The sequence below is a fragment of the Candidatus Accumulibacter sp. ACC003 genome (assembly GCF_907163085.1).
Classification (GTDB): Bacteria; Pseudomonadota; Gammaproteobacteria; order Burkholderiales; family Rhodocyclaceae; genus Accumulibacter.
In genome coordinates this window covers 592421-608335 of sequence record NZ_CAJQTX010000005.1, presented here as the reverse complement: position 1 = coordinate 608335, position 15915 = coordinate 592421, and the positions used below count along the sequence as shown (strand labels likewise).

General features: G+C 65.7%; 16 protein-coding genes. 8 read left to right on the top strand and 8 right to left on the bottom strand.

The annotated features are described in order from the left end of the window. Positions 1-33 precede the first annotated feature (33 nt). The 8 genes from QZ656_RS12545 (at position 34) to QZ656_RS12510 (ending at position 8867) form a co-directional block, all read left to right on the top strand. On the top strand, positions 34-1029 hold the full coding sequence (locus tag QZ656_RS12545) for a ParB/RepB/Spo0J family partition protein (RefSeq protein ID WP_291993033.1): 996 nt from the start codon (positions 34-36) through the stop codon (positions 1027-1029). Further along, the gene (istA, locus tag QZ656_RS12540) at positions 935-2362 is read left to right on the top strand and encodes an IS21 family transposase (protein ID WP_291993702.1); all 1428 of its coding nucleotides are present in this window, start codon (positions 935-937) and stop codon (positions 2360-2362) included. Before QZ656_RS12545 ends, istA begins: the two co-directional genes overlap by 95 nt. Continuing rightward, entirely contained in the window at positions 2355-3176 is an 822-nt protein-coding gene (istB, locus tag QZ656_RS12535; protein ID WP_291993701.1) for an IS21-like element helper ATPase IstB, read from the top strand. Before istA ends, istB begins: the two co-directional genes overlap by 8 nt. A gap of 831 nt (positions 3177-4007) precedes the next feature. Further along, positions 4008-5558, top strand: a complete 1551-nt coding sequence (locus QZ656_RS12530; protein WP_291993700.1) for a hypothetical protein — start codon at positions 4008-4010, stop codon at positions 5556-5558. Positions 5559-5607: 49 nt separating this feature from the next. Next, positions 5608-5973 (top strand): hypothetical protein, encoded by a 366-nt coding sequence (locus QZ656_RS12525; RefSeq protein WP_291993699.1) that lies wholly within the window; start codon positions 5608-5610, stop codon positions 5971-5973. A gap of 22 nt (positions 5974-5995) precedes the next feature. Next, complete coding sequence (locus QZ656_RS12520; protein ID WP_291993698.1) at positions 5996-7498, top strand: DUF4384 domain-containing protein; 1503 nt, start codon at positions 5996-5998, stop codon at positions 7496-7498. Continuing rightward, on the top strand, positions 7495-8058 hold the full coding sequence (locus tag QZ656_RS12515; RefSeq protein ID WP_291993697.1) for a sigma-70 family RNA polymerase sigma factor: 564 nt from the start codon (positions 7495-7497) through the stop codon (positions 8056-8058). Before QZ656_RS12520 ends, QZ656_RS12515 begins: the two co-directional genes overlap by 4 nt. 2 nt (positions 8059-8060) lie before the next feature. After that, a complete protein-coding gene (locus tag QZ656_RS12510) occupies positions 8061-8867 on the top strand; it encodes an anti-sigma factor (protein ID WP_291993696.1) in 807 nt (268 codons plus the stop codon). A gap of 181 nt (positions 8868-9048) precedes the next feature. On the opposite strand, the gene QZ656_RS12505 is transcribed toward QZ656_RS12510, so the two are convergent. The 8 genes from QZ656_RS12505 to QZ656_RS12470 form a co-directional block, all read right to left on the bottom strand. Further along, the gene (locus tag QZ656_RS12505) at positions 9049-9573 is read right to left on the bottom strand and encodes a LapA family protein (protein ID WP_291993695.1); all 525 of its coding nucleotides are present in this window, start codon (positions 9571-9573) and stop codon (positions 9049-9051) included. A 132-nt stretch (positions 9574-9705) separates the two neighbouring features. Beyond that, entirely contained in the window at positions 9706-10401 is a 696-nt protein-coding gene (gene mtgA / locus QZ656_RS12500; RefSeq protein ID WP_291993694.1) for a monofunctional biosynthetic peptidoglycan transglycosylase, read from the bottom strand. Beyond that, positions 10398-11246, bottom strand: coding sequence for a shikimate dehydrogenase (gene aroE, locus QZ656_RS12495; RefSeq protein WP_291993693.1), 849 nt, complete (start codon positions 11244-11246; stop codon positions 10398-10400). The genes mtgA and aroE overlap by 4 nt, the downstream gene beginning before the upstream one ends. A 4-nt stretch (positions 11247-11250) precedes the next feature. Beyond that, positions 11251-12123, bottom strand: a complete 873-nt coding sequence (locus QZ656_RS12490; RefSeq protein WP_291993692.1) for a TonB family protein — start codon at positions 12121-12123, stop codon at positions 11251-11253. Between the two features lie 13 nt (positions 12124-12136). After that, positions 12137-14050 (bottom strand): RNB domain-containing ribonuclease, encoded by a 1914-nt coding sequence (locus QZ656_RS12485; protein WP_291993691.1) that lies wholly within the window; start codon positions 14048-14050, stop codon positions 12137-12139. An 8-nt stretch (positions 14051-14058) separates the two neighbouring features. Next, a complete protein-coding gene (locus QZ656_RS12480) occupies positions 14059-14631 on the bottom strand; it encodes a YqiA/YcfP family alpha/beta fold hydrolase (RefSeq protein WP_291993690.1) in 573 nt (190 codons plus the stop codon). A 1-nt stretch (position 14632) separates the two neighbouring features. After that, complete coding sequence (locus tag QZ656_RS12475) at positions 14633-15454, bottom strand: undecaprenyl-diphosphate phosphatase (protein WP_291993689.1); 822 nt, start codon at positions 15452-15454, stop codon at positions 14633-14635. 193 nt (positions 15455-15647) lie between these two features. After that, on the bottom strand, positions 15648-15914 hold the full coding sequence (locus QZ656_RS12470; RefSeq protein ID WP_291993688.1) for a YkgJ family cysteine cluster protein: 267 nt from the start codon (positions 15912-15914) through the stop codon (positions 15648-15650). Position 15915 lies beyond the last annotated feature (1 nt).

Sequence of the window (15915 nt, the reverse complement as noted above, 5' to 3'; positions counted from 1 at the left end):
TCGCTAGGCTGGATGCCATAGGAGGTCAAGCGCATGGATCACACGGCCGCTACGGCTCAGACTCTGGATTTGCACCGCCTGGAGTTGCGCTACGCCGATCTTCGCGTGCTGGATACGGCGGCGATCACGCGTCTGGCCCAATCGATCGCGGTCAATGGCCAGCTCGTCCCGTGCATCGCGGTCGCCGGCGAGGGCAACTCGGCGATCCTGCTCGACGGCTATCGACGCGTCGCCGCGTTGCGGCAACTCGGCCGGGATACGGCCGAGGTCGAATGCTGGGACGGCGATCCGGTGCAAGGCCTGCTGGGCGTGTTGGCACGAACCCGCAGCCGCGCGTTTGCGCCGATCGAAGAAGCGCTGCTGCTGCGCGAACTGATCGCCAGCGGCCCCCTGAGCCAGCATGAAATCGCCCGCCGCTGCGGCCGCGACGTGAGCTGGGTCAGTCGCCGCCTGCAACTCGTGACGGTCCTCTCGGATGCGGTGTTGACGGCGGTACGCCAGGGAAAGGTCTCGACCTGGGCGGCGGTGCGGATTCTCGGCCCGTTGGCGCGCGCCAACAGCGCCCACGCCGAACAGCTACTGGAGAGTTTGCACACGACGCCGCTGACGACCCGCCAGCTGGCGACCTGGTTCGCGCAGTATCAAGGCGCTTCCCGGACGGTGCGCGAGCGGATGGTCGAGGCCCCACAGCTGTTGCTCAATTCGCTGACCGCCAAAGCCGACGAGAAGAGCGCCGAGAGCCTGCGCGAGGGTCCGGAAGGCGAAGTCCTGGCCGACATCCGCATTCTCGACGCGGTGGGCGCCCGTCTGGCTCGGCGGTTGTTCGCCCTGGCGCCCTCGCCAGCGGAGCTGCCGCCCGCCGTCACCACCGCGGTCGGCGCTTTGCAATTGGCGCTGGCGTCTCTTCAGTGCCACCTGAGGAAGGTATGCCCCGATGAAATCGCCCGAAATTCATCAAGCCGTGCTGACATTGCATCAGCAAGGTCTGGCGCTGCGCGAGATCAGCCGGCTCTTGAAGCTCTCGCGTAACACCGTTCGCCGTATCCTGCGGTATCCGGCGGCTTCCCCGCCCGATACCGCAGAGGGCGCTCGGCCAGCCGCGTGCCCGGCGCCTGTCGCGTGCCCAGCGCCGGTTCGGCTTTGGCTGGTCTCGGCCTTCGAGCGCGCGCGCGGCAATGGGGTGCGGATCCAGGAGATGCTGGCCGCGGAGCTGGACCTTCGTCCGGGCTACAGCACGCTGACCCGCTGGATCCGCGATGCCGATCTGCGCACGCCGCCGAAACGCGCCGGCGAATATTACTTCGCCCCTGGTCAGGAGATGCAACACGATACCTCGCCACATCGCGTGATCCTGGCCGGCAAGCCGCTGACGGCGCAATGCGCCTCACTGATCCTGGCGTATTCGCGGCGGCTCTTCGTTCAGTACTTTCCGCGTTTCACGCGTTTCGAAGCCAAGCAGTTCCTGCTCGAAGCCGTCCGTTTCATGGCCGGCAGCTGCCCGACCTGCGTCATCGACAATACCAGCGTGATCGTCGTCGCCGGGGCCGGCGACGAGGCCGTGTTTGCGCCCGAGATGGTCGCCCTGGCACGTACGCTGGGCTTCGCTTTCCGCGCGCACGCGGTGAACAAACCCGATCGCAAGGGGAGGATTGAAAGACCTTTTTCCTGGATCGAAGGCAATTTCCTGGCCGGCCGGACGTTTCGCGATTTCGCCGACCTGAACGCGCAGGTGCTGGCCTGGTGCGAGAACGTCGCCAATGCCAAACCGAAGCGCGCTCTGGGGGTGGCGCCAAGCGCCGCCTACGCCGTCGAGAGGCCTTGCCTGCAGCCGCTGCCGGCGGTGCTGCCGCCGGTCTATCAGGTCGTCGAGCGGGTGGTCGATCTGCAGGGTTTCGTGTCGCTTGAGACGAATCGCTATTCGGTACCCGAACGCTGGGTGGGCAAGGCGCTGAGCGTCTATCTGTATGCCACCGAGGTCAGGGTCTGCCGGGGTGAGCAACTGCTCGCCGTGCATGCCCGCCTGCTTGGCGTGCGCGATACGAAGCAGAAGCTCCCCGGGCATCACCCGACCCCGCAGCCGCGGCCGCGCACGCCGCCGCGCGAGGCGACATTGTTGCAGGGGCACGACCCGCTGCTCGATGCGTATGTCGCCGCGCTGGTCCGGCAGGCGCATGGCCGGGGGGTGCGACCGCTGCGCCGCTTGCTGGACTTCAAGCGGACCTATCCGCAGGAGCCTTTGCTGGCGGCCGTGGCCCAGGCGCTGCAGTTCGGTCTGTTCGACATGGGTCGCCTGGAGCACATGATCCTGCAGCAGGTGGCGGGGGAGTTCTTCAATCTCGACGATGGAGGTGATGATGCGTGAGCGTCTGAAGGCTTTGCTTGGGCAGATGCGCTGGTCGGGGATGGCGGCGGTGCTCGATGAGGAGCTCGATTTGGCCGAGCGCCAGGGGACGCCGGTTCCGGAGGTGCTCTTCCGTCTACTCGGCGCGGAAGACGCGGCCCGACGTGAGAAGAGTCTGGCTTATCGTCTCAGTCAGGCGCATTTGCCTTGGCCGTGGACCTTGCAGTCGTTTCCTTTTGCGCGGCAGCCGAGCGTGAACAAGACGCAGGTGATGACGCTGGCCGGACTGGAATTCCTGCGCCGGGGCGAGAACGTGTTGTTGATCGGTCCGCCGGGAACCGGCAAGTCCGGGATCGCGGTGGGATTGCTTCGCGAGGCGTGTCTGAACGGTTATCGCGCGCGCTTCTACACCGCGCAGGCTTTGCTCGACGCTTTGTATGCCTCGCTTGCCGATCGTTCGACGGTGGCGCTGCTCAACCAGTTGTGCCGCATGCCACTGATCGCCATCGATGAGCTGGGCTACCTCAATCTGAAACCGGAACAGGTCAACGCCTTCTTCCGCCTGATGGATCAGCGCTATAGCCTGGGGCTGTCAACGCTGATCACGACGAATCTCGATCTGCCCGACTGGTACGAGCTGTTTCAGAGGAAGCCGCTCGTCGATGCGCTGCTCGACCGACTGCAGCACCGCTGCATCATCCTGCGCTTGAGCGGACCTTCTCTGCGCAGCGAGCCAGGAAGCGCCCCGACGATCACGGCGGCGGCCTCGGTAGCGGCGGCTAAACGCTCGGCGTCGAGGAGCATCGCCCCAACGAACGAGTCCGCGGCATCCTGAAGGCGCGGCGGCGTGTGCACTGGATCGCTCGCCGGCGGCTGAGCTGCTCGCCCGCTCGCGCCCTGACCGCCGCCGGGAGGGTCACCATAATCAGTAGCTGAAACGGCGATCGGCGCGAATTCGATCCACGCAAACACCCGTCTCCAGGGCAGTAAGCCCGATACTGCCGCGCTTACTGCCACCCCTCAGTCTCGCGCCCCTCCGCTGCGTCAAGGGAGGCTTCGCCAGGCTGCAAAAAACCGCAGCCTGCCCTTGACCCAGCTCCGAGGCCTTCCTGCCGCACGCGTCAAGCGCATCCATTTGCCGTCAAAAAATCCCCGGCGGACGGAGCGTGTCGCCGCGCCGCCGCGCCGCCACAAAACCTCATTCGATCATAGCCGGCATCGCGCAGATGGCCGACTCCTGCGCATCTCCTGGATCCGTTCTAGTGAGCGAAAAAGGGTCAGGTTTCGTGAGCGTCGAGGGGTGAGCTGATAGTTCCGCACAGGGCCGCAGAATACATGCGCCTGATGTATGCCGTAGGGCGCGTTGCGGCTACTATCTGCAGCGCAGAAGACCCACGCTTCGAGCGCTGCTTTTACGCGGCGGATGAGCCTTTTTTGACTGGCGTGGCCGGCCGGCGAGGGTCGCGGCCTTTTCCAGCCGCGCGGCCAGCAGTAGCCGCCTCGAATATTCGACTTGCCCACGAGGTATCGAGAGCGCAGCAGCCATGCATGCGTGCACGAGAATATTTTCACGCTGACTGCATCCAAACCGCGATTGAATACGAAACCACTACAAGCGGCGCAAAGTCTTGTGCTCTGGTAACCCTCAACCGATAGGAAGATGACCATGAAACCAGTCCGCTTGAAGATTCTGGCTGCCGTCTTGAGTCTCGCGTCGAGCCCCTTGCTGGCGCAGATCGCGCCGGTCAAGGACGGCACTTCCAATACCCTGGTGGCGGCCGAGAAGTCCGCGGCGCCGGCCGATACGCTTGGCGGGCAGCCGCCGACATCTGTCGGCGCCAATGATCTGACCACTCGTGGCTCGCTGGTCGGCAGCGTTGATCAGGCCAGTGACAGTGCGGGCGGCCGGCAGGATGTCTCGGTGGGCGGCGTCAGCGGCACGACGACGGGAACGGTGAGTGCCGACGGAACGCTGGCCGGCAGCCTGGTGCAGAGCAAGAGCGGCGTTTCCGGGCGCTCGACGGCGAGCGACGCGCAGGAAGTCCGGGTCGGCTCCACGGCCGGGAACGTGCAAGCGGGCAACGCGACGCTTTCCGGCACCGTCAAGGCCAATGTGGTGCAGACGCAGAGCGCCACGTTCGGGCAGCGGACGCAAAAAATCGATGCCGGCAGCCTGTCGGATTCGCGCGTCGGGTCGCTCACGACCAGTGGCGTCGTCTCGGGCAACGTCACTCAGAGCCAGGTCAATGACTCGAGCAGCGCCGGTCTGAGTCAGGAGATTCGTGCTGGAGCGGTGCAGAACTCGCAGATCGGCTCGGCAGCGAGCAGCGGCCGGATCGTCGGCGCTAGCGTCAGCCAGCAGTCAAGTGGTGGCAACGCGGGCAATCTGGCGAATGCGCAGACCATCGATGCGGGCAGCATCACCGCCACCCAGGCCAGCAACGTGAACACCGACGGGCTGATTGGCGGCGCGGTCACGCAGACCCGGCAGGGGAGCGCGGCAGGCAGGCAGAACCTTTCCGTCGGCGCCGTCAGCGGTGTCGACGCGGGCGGCAATATTTCGACGCGCGGCGCCGTCAGCAACACGGTGACCCAGACGCAGAACAGCCAGGCGGATCAGAGCATCGCCATCGGCACCGTCAGCGGCGGCTCGCCGCAGAGCGCGACGACCAAGGCGCAGGTATCGGGCGCGATTTCGCAGTCGGCCAGCTCGCGCACCGGCAACACCGCCGCTAACCAGCAGCGTGTGCTGATCGGCAGCGTCGTCGGCAGCAGCGGTCGCGTCACCACCAATGCAAGCACCACCAACGCCATCTCGCAGTCGCTGGCCGATACCCAGGGCGGCGCCCGGCAGACGATTTCCGTGGGCAGCGCCGAGCGTACTTCGGGAACGGTGAGCACCGATGCGGTGGTGACCGGCAGGATCGATCAGTCGGCGCGCAGCACGATCAACAGCGAGCAGACGGTGGCCATCGGCAGCGTCGAGAATACGGCGGCGACGGTTGCTACCCGGGCCGTCGTCGACGCCGGCATCCAGCAGGACGCGCTCGGCACGACCAACGCTTCGCAGACCATCAACCTCGGCAGCGTGCGCAATGCGGGCGGCGGCAATATAGCCACCGATGTGCGTGTCAGCGGGGCGATCAACCAGAGCAGCCGGCTGGGCAGCGGTGGCAGCCAGCGCGTGCTGGTCGGCGGCGTCGAAGGTGCGCAGTAAGCGCCCGAACGTACAGCAATGAACCGGAAAGAAAAGGGAGTCAGAGGCCATGCCGAAATTTTTCGCCTTGTTGTTCGCTGCCGGACTGGCGCTGCCGGTCCTGCCAAGCCTGGCCGGGACGCCGGAACTGTCCGATGACATCAATGCGCGCATCGCGCGTTCGAAAAGCGACCAGGCGGCGCAGGCTTCGGAGCGCGCCCGTAACCGGCTCGATCGTGGTGATGGTGACCGCGACGGCCCTGGCGCCGGCGCCAGGGCCGGCAGCGCGGCGGCTCTGACACGACTCGACAACGGCTGCACGATTGCCGTCGGCAATGTCTTCGAGGACGACAAGAAAATCGGCACCTCGGCGCGCCGCGAAACCACGGTCATCATCACCGGTGACATCATCCAGGCAGGCAACAACTGTCGCTAAAAACCCAGGCCATTCCACGACCATGACCCATAAATCGATCTGCCTGCTTGCTGCCGTGCTCACTGCATGCTCGCCGCTACCGCCCAAAAGCCAGGATGTGCGCACCGCCGTCAAGCCCCCGGATACGGTACCGCAGCGCAATGTCACCAACTTCTCGGAGGCATTGCGCTGCATGGACAAGCTGTACATCGGCTACGGTGTGCGTGACGTCAGCGTGCTTCTCGAGGACCTCGACGACTCGACGAAGAAAGTGAACGCCGGCACCCGCGACATGATGATGTCGGCGCTTTCCGACCAAACGCGTCGAAGCCGGGCCATCGAGGTGATCGCTTTCGGCAAGGACGCCAACAACACCGTCGCTTTTCTCGCCAATGCGCAGAAGCGCAGCGCCTTTGCCGTCGTGCCGCGTTTCAGCTTGCGCGGCTCGGTCACGCAACTCGACGAAGGCGTCGTCAAGCGTCAGGCCGATTCCGGCGTTTCGCTCGCCAACCTGCTCGGGCTGGGCGCCTCGGCCAGCCGTCAGTTCAACGTCCTCGGGCTCGATGTGGCGATGGCCGATACCGATCGCCTGGCGCTGGTTCCCGGGGTGGTGTCGAAGAACCTGACGACGATCACCAAGGAGGGCGACGCGCTCGACTCGCAAGCGACCTTCAACAAGGTGGGAATCAACTTCAGCACTTCTTTTCAGCGTAGCGACGGCACCGCGCAGGCGCTGCGCAACATGGTCGAGCTGTCGTCGGTCGAACTTTTCGGGCGACTGCTCAAGCTTCCCTACTGGAGTTGCGTCGGCGCCGACGTCGACAATCCGGAAGTCGCCAACGAGATCGAAGACTGGTTCGTTGGCATGGAGCGCGCCGGTGAGCTGACGCCGTACTTCCAGGCGCAGTTGCGCAATCGCGGCTTTTACGACGGACCGGCCGACGGCACGGTGACGCCGGCCTTGCGTCAGGCCGTTGCCGCCTACCGCAGCGCAGTCGGCATGGGGGGCGCGCCGAACGTCGATCTGGCGTTCTTCACGCGCTTCCTGGCCGGCCCCTTCCCGGCGCAGCCTTTCGGCGCTGCCACGCGGAGCGCTCCGACAGCGCCCGCCGCCGCAGCGCCGCGCATCGGGATCGAGCTGCAATCCGCCGCGGCGGACGGCCCGGACGGTGGCCTCGCGTTCAAGGTGCTGACCAGCGCGCCGGCCTACGTCTACTGCTACGCGCAGACGGCGGCAGGCAAGTTGCAGCGGATTTTCCCGAACCGCTTCGTCAGCGATCCACGGGTCGATCCGGGCGTGCCGCTGCTCTTGCCCGGCAGGCAGGGCTTCAAGTTGCTGCCTGGCGACAGCGACAGCGTGCCGGTGGCCTGCTTCGCCACCGCGCGCGAGATCTACAACGACATTCCGGCGGCCTTGCGCTGGGGCGATTTCCACGATCTCAAGGCGGTCCGCGACTTCGCCGACGTGCACCAGATTCTCGAAGGCGTAGCCGGCGAAACGGTGGCCACGGCCAGCGTCAGCCTGAAGAAGACCGCCCGTCGGTGAGCCAGGCACTTACCCTGGAGGGCTTGATCGGCCGCATCGCGCTGGGTGACCGTGAGGCTCTGCGGGCGGCGTACGAGGCCAGTTCGGCGCGCTTGTTTCCGATCGCCCTGCGCCTGCTTGGCGACCGCTCGCTGGCCGAGGACGCCCTGCAGGAGGCGTATCTGGCGCTCTGGCATCACGCCGGGCGCTACCGTCCCGAGCGTGCTCCGGCACTGGCCTGGCTGACTACGCTGGTGCGCAACAAGGCTCTCGACATCGCCCGTGCCCGGCCGACCCATTTGCCGCTCGAGCGTCGCGATGCGCAGGGCGCCAGCGTCGTTGAAGACGCCCCGAGTGACGGCCTGACGCCCGAAGAGGCACTGCTGCAGCGCTGCGAGGACGAGCGTCTCAAACACTGCCTCGGCGAACTTGACGAGGACCGGCGGCAGGTGCTGCTGCTCGCCTACTATGGCGGCCATAGCCATCGTCAGCTGGCCGAGCGGCTGGCGCAGCCGCTGGGCACGATCAAGGCCTGGATCCGGCGCAGTGTGCTGCGCTTGCAGACCTGCATGGAGCACTGAGCATGCGTTACCAGAACCCGGCCTTGCGGCGCCATCTGGCCACGGCCTACGCCCTGGGCTTGCTGACCCGGCGTGCGCGTGCGCGACTCGAGCGTCTGATGGCGCACGATTCTGCCTTGCAGGAGCGGGTGGACGAGCAGGTGGCGCGCTATGCGCCCCTGGCGCTGGCGCTGCCGCCGCAGGCACCGTCCGATGCGCTGTGGACGCGCGTCGAGCAGCGCCTGGGTTTCGCAGCCGCGCCGCCGACACCCGGCAGCGACTGGCGCAGGTTTTTCGGTGGCGCGCGTGCCCGCGAGGAAGTGGGCAGCCGAGCGGACAGCAGAGCGGGCACGGGTCTGGCGCGGGGCGTCGGCTGGGCATTCGCCGGACTCGCCAGCGGCCTCGTGCTGGGCGTCATGATCGCGCCGCCGGCAAGCTCGCCGTCGCCATCGTCGCCGGCGGCGCTGAACGCGCCGCAACTGCCCGCCAGCTACGTCGGCGTCCTTGCCGATCAAGCGGGCCACGCCGGCATGCTGGTCAGCAGCCTGCGGCAGGGCCGCGTCGCCGACATCAAGCTCCTGCAGCCGGAGGACTTTCCCGACGGCAGCGTCCTGTATCTCTGGGGATTGCCCGCCGATGGTGGCACGCCGATAGCGCTGGGCGCTCTACCGCGCGGTCAGAGCGTCCGCCTGGAACTGGCTGCACCCTCCGAGAAGCTCTTGTCGGGGGTGACTCGCCTCGGCGTGACCCTGGAAGCAGCGGGGGCGTCGCCGCGAGTCCCCGCCACGCCCTACCGTTTTCTCGGTTTCTGCGGCAAGTTCTGGCGCTGATCGGCGCGGCGAGACCTGCGCCGGCGGGTGTAGCGGTGCTTTTCGCTGGCTTCAGCCGTGGCCTGGTGTCGACCAGCGGGGGTTTGCTGGGGCCGCCACGGCGGCCAGGAGCGCAGTCGGCGGCAGCGCGAGAACGCCCTTGGCTGGTCGATGCTGTCCCGCCAAGGCGGCGCTGAAGCGATCAGGAGCGAGTCGTCGCGGCGGGAAGCAGCGCGCGCTCGGTCCGCTCGAGACGATCCTCGATCGTGCCAAGAGTGGCGGCGAGGTTGCTCGCGGACTGCTCGACAGCGCCCAGCAGCTCTTTCTCGACGCGATCGAGCCTGGCCAGCGTCGCCGAATTGTCGGTCGCCGACGAACCCGCGTTCTCGCGCTGCCTGGCGAGTTGCTGCAGTTCGGTGGTGATAAAGCTGCGCAATTCGGTGAAGCGCGAAGCCTCGGCCTTGTCGGCGAGTTCGCGGTTGGCCTGTAGCTCCTGTGCATGACGCCGCGAATCGAACAGCGCCGAGGCCTGAACGTAGATCACGAAGACCAGGAAATACGCCGTCAGGAAGCTGACCACGCCGAGCATGATTACGCCGATCGGCGCCTGGACGTCGGTCACCCCTACCGATAGCGTCGTCGGGGTAACGAAGGCATCCCAGTTGAGCGCTGAAAAACCGGCTGTGGCGCCGAGGATGAACAGCAGGAACAGCGTGCGAAACTTCATGGTTTGATCACTCCTTGAAGGTATTTCCGGAAAGGACCCGGCGCGGCATCGACCAGATGCCGATAGTATCCCAGGATCGCCGCAAGGTCGCCATCTGTCGGCCAACGACAGCGGCTGGCGCACGTTTCAGGTTCAGGGAAGGTCAGCGGAGCGCATCCGCGCCACAATGATCGCCGTCTTCCTGGCCAGCCCGGGGGCATTGCGGTTGCGGTCATAGAAGCGTGGGCTGGGGACCATGCCGGCCAGCCGTGCCGCCTGTTCGGCCGACAGCTGTGCCGCCGAAATGCCATAGTAGTGGCGCGCGGCAGCCTCGGCGCCGAAGACGCCGTTGCCCCATTCGATGACGTTCAGGTACACCTCGAGGATCCGCTGCTTGCTCCAGACGGTTTCCAGCATCAACGTGATGATCGCCTCCTCACCCTTGCGCCACGGTGTTTTCGCCGGCGTCAGAAAGAGATTCTTGGCGAGTTGCTGCGAGATCGTCGAACCGCCGGCGACAATTCGTCCTCTTTGCTGGTTCTTTTCGATCGCTTTCTGGATGCCTTCCCAGTCGAAGCCCTCGTGATCGACGAACTTGGCGTCTTCGGCAGCGATGACCGCGCGCTTGAGCTGTCCCGAGATTAGTGGGTAAGCAAGCCAGCGGTGCTGCAGTTGCGCCTGCGGATCCTTGACCCGCAGCTCGGCGAGACGAATGCTCATGAAGCGCGTTTGCTCGGGATTGACCCAGTTCCACCACAACACCCAGGCGAACAGCCAGAACTGATAGAGCAGCAGCAGCGCCAGCAGACCGAGAAGCAGCCTCTTCAGCCAGGCGCCGAGGCGGCTCATCGTCGCGCCGCTGGGCCCGGTGCCGCGCTGCGCAGCATGGCGATCACCGGCGCGCTGTCGGGGCGGACACCGCGCCAGAGATGAAACGCTTCGGCCGCCTGTTCGACCAGCATGCCGAGGCCATCGGCCAGGCGTGCCGCGCCGTGTTGCCGGGCAAAGGCGAGAAAAGGCGTCTCACCGCAGCCGTACATCATGTCGTAGGCCAGGCCGCCGGAGGCGACGACAGCTGCCGGCAAAGGCGGCAGTTCGCCGCTCAGGCTGGCCGACGTGGCGTTGATCACCAGATCGAAGGAATGACCGGCCAGCGCCGGATAGCCGCCGCCAGCGAGTTCAGAAAGTGCCGCCAGGCCGGCAAAGCGCTGCACGAGATCGTCCGCCCGCTTGGCGCTGCGGTTGGCGATGAACAGTGCCGCCGGCGCGGCCTCGAGCAAGGGCGCGACGACGCCGCGCGCGGCGCCGCCGGCGCCGAGCAGTAAAACGCGCTGGCCAGCGATCGAGAATGACAGGTTGTGTGTCAGATCACGCAGCAGGCCGGCGCCGTCGGTGTTGTCACCGAGTGCCTCATGGCCTTCGAAAAGCAGCGTATTGACCGCCCCGGCAGCGGCCGCCCGGCTTGTCAGGCGCGTTGCCAGAAGGTAAGCCTCTTCCTTGAACGGCACGGTGACGTTGGCCCCGCGGCCGCCGGCGGCGACAAAGCGGCGGACGCTGGCCGCAAAGCCATCGCTGGGTGCGAGGATCGCCTGGTAGCTGATCTGCTGCCGGCACTGGGCAGCGAAAGCCTGATGGATGGCCGGCGACTTGCTGTGCGCAACCGGATTGCCGAAGACCGCGTAGTGGTCACTCATGATTTCAGCGGGCCTTGGTTTCGAGACTGTCTCGCTGCGTGAACCGCCAGCTGCGGGTAATCACCAAGAGATCGGTATCGTTGCGAATCGTCGGCGGAAAGTCGGCGAACGGCGCCGCCATGGCGACGATCCGGCGCGCCGCGTCGTCGAGGACCTGGTGACCTGACGAGCGATTGATTTCAACGCTGAGCACCGATCCATCGCTCTTCAGCGTCACCGTCAGGACCAGCGTTCCGTAAAGCTTGCCCCTGGCCGCCTCGGGGTAATTGAGCGTGCCGACGCGTTCGACCTTGCTCCGCCACTCTTCGACGTAGCGCGCGAAGCGGTATTCGTCGGCGCGCGTGCCAATGAACTTCTTGCGTGGTCGCTTGTTGTAGTCGTCGAGTTCCTTGCCGATCGCGCCTTCGAGGCGTGCCATGGCCAGCGCGCTGGACGCCAGATCGACGCCGCTGACACTGGGCACAGGCACCGGCTGCGCTTGCTTTTCGGGCGTTGGCGCGACCACCGTCCGGCTGCGCGCCTGCGTGGCCAGTCGCTGCTGCCGCGCTTCGAGTTCCTGGACGCGCCGCTGCGAGTGTTCGAGGTCGTCGCCACCGTGCTCGATCGGCGCCGACGGCAAGGGCGTCGTTGCGATATGTTCCTGCTCGGTGTTGCCACCGCCGTCGACATTCGTTTGTGCCAGCGCTTGCGCTTCGGCAGGCTTCCTGGCCGAGCGGCTATTGACCAGGATGATCTCGAGTGCCCGGTCCTGGACGGCGCGCGCGGCATCAGGGAAGCTGAAATGCAGGGACAGGAGCAAAGCGTGCGCCAGTAGCGAGACAGCCAACGCCAGCCACAGATTGCGCGCGGCGAGCGGGGCTTGGGAGCGATCACGCAAGCTGGCGTTCACCTCAATCGATCGCCTCCAGCAAGCCATCGCCGGCCTCTTCAGCGAGCGTTGTCGGGACGATCGTTTCGAGATAACGACAAGTGAGTTCGAGCGTCAGATAATCGATCGACTCGATGCCCAACACGATCTCCTGACCGGGCTTGAGTTCGGGCGCCGACGGCACTCGCTGCACCAGCGGCAGGCCGTCCAGCCGTGCCAGATTGTCACGACCGATGATCGTCGCCTTGATCGTTTCGGCGCCCTGCTGACGCAGGTAACGCAGGCACCAGTAACGTTCCATGCTGCGCTGGAATTCGGCGTAGGCGGCATAGGTCAACTCGAAGTCGCGCAGCGCGGCAAACAGCGTCTCCGAGCGCGCGGCAAAGGGTGGCGTATCACCGTCCAGAAAAGCGACCAGCTGCCACTGGTTGATCAGGTCCACGTAGCGGCGTAGCGGCGACGACGCCCACGCGTATTCTTTGACGCCAAGACCTTCGTGCGCCTGCGGCGAAGTGCTCATCCGCACCTTGCCACCGGACTGAATGCGGTAGATCGCGGTCACCCCCTTGCTGGCCAGCAGACCACCCCAGGTGCTGTTGGCGACGATCATCAGCTCGGCGACCAGCTTGTCGAGCGGGCTACCCCGGCGACGGGCGCTGATGTCGACACGGCACGCCTCGGGATTGGCGAGATCGCCGTCGATCCTGAAGTTGTAGTCGTGATTACTCTGCATCGCCGAGGGTTTACCGCGCCGCCCTTCGCAGGAATTGGCCAGCTGCCAAAGGGTCATCAACTCGTCGCGAAAAGCGAACTCGGGCAGTCCGGCGGCAATCGTTCGCTCGTTGAACAAGGGTTCGACGTCGTGATGGCGCAGGTTGGCGACGATCGGAACGATTTCGACACGTGATTCGTGAGCCGTGATCTCGAAGTCGGGGGTCACCGTCAGGTACAGCGAGATGGCGGCGCAGTCGCGGCCACTGCTCAGAGTGAAGCAGTCCACCACGCGGTCCGGCATCATGGTGATCTTGCTGCCCGGCAGGTAGACCGTCGACAGGCGCTGGCGCGCAATCTGGTCCAGCGGTGACCCCGGCGCAATGCCCAGCGACGGCGCCGCAATGTGGATGCCGATTTGCCAGCCGAGACCGGGCAAGGCCTGCACCGAGAAGGCGTCGTCGATTTCGGTCGTCGCCGCGTCGTCGATTGAAAAAGCGCGCACGTCGGCACGTCGCAGGCCCGTTGGCAGCCGCGGTGTTTCAGTCGCCGCGAAAGCGGTGCCATGCGGGAAGTAGTCGACCAGAAAGCGCTGCAGGTGATAATCGTATGCCGAGCGGAAGGCGCCGCATTGTTGCAGCAACTGCGGCGCCGACTGGCCCGTTTCGCTACACGCCGCTTCGAGCGCCTTGGTCTCGCTGCGGTTGCGATCGGGCTTGTAGAGCAGTTGCGCGATGATCGGCCGAAACTCTGCCGGCAGCGAAGACGCCTTGAGTTCGCCGATCATGCGGGCGATGGTCAGTGCTTGCTGGCGCTTCTTTTCGAGGCCGGCGAGAGCGGCCTGGAGGATATCGGCCGGGGCGCGGCGAAAGCGGCCCTTGCCTTTGCGATGAAAGTACATGGGCGCCGCGTGCAGCGCCAGCAGCAACGCCGACGCTTCGACCGGCGAGGCGACGTGACCGAAGTACTCGCTGGCAAAATCGGCGAAAGAGAACTCGTCGTCAGCCAGGCATTCCCAGAGGAAATCGTGCTCGATGCCGCCGGCCAGCGCTTCGGCCTGATCGAGCAGAACGGCCGGCGACGGCTCGCTGTAGCGCAAGAGGACGTTCGCCGACTTGATCTTGCTGCGCTTCCCGGAGGCCGTCTCGACCTGCAGCGAGGTGTCGTTGTCGGTCAGAATGGTGGCTGTACGGAAGGCCCCGTCTTCTTCAAATAGAACATGCATCGGTACGATTATAACCCACAGAATTCAATGATTTGCGGCAGGAACTCGGGGAAGCGGGTGAAGCTGTGATTACCGCCCTCGATGATCAACTGGCGGCTGCCGGCGTAGTGCGCGACGGCGTCACGGTAATCGAGGACTTCGTCGCCGGTCTCGGCCAGCAGCAGGTAGCGCGCGGGCGTCACGCGCCCCGTGGCGAGCGTTCGCAGTTGTTCGAAGTGCGCGGCGGTGAACTCGAATGGCTCGCCGCTGTGGAAGTTGCTGTGCGCGCCGACCAGACGGCCAAGCATGCTCGGCGTCATCACCGCCGGGTTGATCAGCACGGCTCGCAGCGCGTGCTTCTCGGCCAGCCAGGTCGCGTAATAGCCGCCGAGCGAACTACCGACCAGCGTCGTCGTCGCGTCGTCGCTGGCCAGCAGCGCTTCGACGCGGGCAATCGCCGTCAGCGGCTCCGGCGGCAGCACCGGGCAGGCAAAGCGATCGGCCAGGCCAGCGCTGTTAAGCGCTTCGCCGAGCAGCCGCGCTTTCCACGATGCCGGCGACGAGCAAAAGCCATGCAAATAGATAATGCGGGGGTCTGCCATCTCAGTCGCTCCAGGAAACCAGTCCGTAATGCCAGGTCAGCAGGATGCCGATGCCGAAAGCGATGCGGTACCAGGCGAAGATCGAGAAGTCGTGCGTGCTGATATAGCGCAGCAGCGCACGCACCGCCCAGAACGCCGAGAGGAAGGCGGCGACAAAACCGACGACCCACATCCCCAGGTCGTCGATGGAAAGCAACGCGCGCTCCTTGTACAACTGGTAGATCGTCGCACCGATCAGCGTCGGAATCGCCAGGAAAAAGGAAAACTCGGTCGCCGCACGGCGCGACAGGCCGAACAACAGGCCGCCGATGATCGTTGCTCCCGAGCGCGAGGTCCCCGGAATCAGCGCCAGCGCCTGCGCGCAGCCGAGCTTGAAGGCGTCGAGCAGCGACAGGTCGTCGACCGACTCGACGCGGACGCGATGCTCGCGGCGCTCGGCCCAGAGGATGATCAGGCCACCGACGATAAACGCCGTGGCGACTACCGGCGGGTTGAACAGCGAAGCCTTGATCGCCTTGCCGAAGAGCAGGCCGATGATCGCCAGCGGCAGAAAAGCGACCAGCACATTGAGCGCAAAGCGCTGCGCGCCACGGTCACTCGGCAGGCCGAGCAGCACCTGTGTGATCTTTGCCCGGAACTCCCAACAGACCGCCAGAATGGCGCCCGACTGGATGACGATTTCGAACAGCTTGCCGCGCTCGTCGTTGAAATCGAGCAGAGCACCCGCAAGGATCAGGTGACCCGTCGACGAAACGGGCAAGAACTCGGTGACGCCTTCGACGATGCCGAGAATCAGGGCTTTCAGCAGAAGCAGCAGGTCCACGCGCGACTTTCAGGAAAAAGTCGCATTTTAGGCGATTGCCGGAGAAGGAGATACCACATTGCGCCGGACTTTCGGTCGTCTTTCAGGCGCGTCAACACGCGCCTGGTCCAACCATGTAACGGTGCGGGCAACGCCGAAGGCGCGTGAACAGACCAACGAGGCGGCTTGCCCCTGGCACAACTCGTCCTGCTACTCAAGGTCGGCTGGCCAGCTCGAGCGCCGACAACCAGGCCAGTGCCTGCTGGCGGTTGTCGCCGCACATCTCGTCCGACGGCTTTAGCCCGGCGCAGCACGACGGCCGTTCGACCTGAGCCCACAAGCGACACCGCAGGTCGCTGCTGAGGTTCGCGCAGGGCTCGGCGGCGGCTTTGCCATTGGCGTGGCCGGGCATCGGCGTACTGATCGACGGCGCGATACAGCAGGCGCCGCATAGCGGCCGGCATTGACGAGCGGCAGGCATC

Bases quoted from the DNA above. Each gene is read 5' to 3' on its own strand.
- QZ656_RS12505 (WP_291993695.1), bottom strand. From the start codon at position 9,573: ATGAAGTTTCGCACGCTGTTCCTGCTGTTCATCCTCGGCGCCACAGCC.
- QZ656_RS12530 (WP_291993700.1), top strand. From the start codon at position 4,008: ATGAAACCAGTCCGCTTGAAGATTCTGGCTGCCGTCTTGAGTCTCGCG.
- QZ656_RS12520 (WP_291993698.1), top strand. From the start codon at position 5,996: ATGACCCATAAATCGATCTGCCTGCTTGCTGCCGTGCTCACTGCATGC.
- QZ656_RS12525 (WP_291993699.1), top strand. From the start codon at position 5,608: ATGCCGAAATTTTTCGCCTTGTTGTTCGCTGCCGGACTGGCGCTGCCG.
- QZ656_RS12470 (WP_291993688.1), bottom strand. From the start codon at position 15,914: ATGCCTGCCGCTCGTCAATGCCGGCCGCTATGCGGCGCCTGCTGTATC.
- QZ656_RS12485 (WP_291993691.1), bottom strand. From the start codon at position 14,050: ATGCATGTTCTATTTGAAGAAGACGGGGCCTTCCGTACAGCCACCATT.
- aroE (WP_291993693.1), bottom strand. From the start codon at position 11,246: ATGAGTGACCACTACGCGGTCTTCGGCAATCCGGTTGCGCACAGCAAG.
- istB (WP_291993701.1), top strand. From the start codon at position 2,355: ATGCGTGAGCGTCTGAAGGCTTTGCTTGGGCAGATGCGCTGGTCGGGG.
- QZ656_RS12545 (WP_291993033.1), top strand. From the start codon at position 34: ATGGATCACACGGCCGCTACGGCTCAGACTCTGGATTTGCACCGCCTG.
- istA (WP_291993702.1), top strand. From the start codon at position 935: ATGAAATCGCCCGAAATTCATCAAGCCGTGCTGACATTGCATCAGCAA.
- mtgA (WP_291993694.1), bottom strand. From the start codon at position 10,401: ATGAGCCGCCTCGGCGCCTGGCTGAAGAGGCTGCTTCTCGGTCTGCTG.
- QZ656_RS12480 (WP_291993690.1), bottom strand. From the start codon at position 14,631: ATGGCAGACCCCCGCATTATCTATTTGCATGGCTTTTGCTCGTCGCCG.
- QZ656_RS12510 (WP_291993696.1), top strand. From the start codon at position 8,061: ATGCGTTACCAGAACCCGGCCTTGCGGCGCCATCTGGCCACGGCCTAC.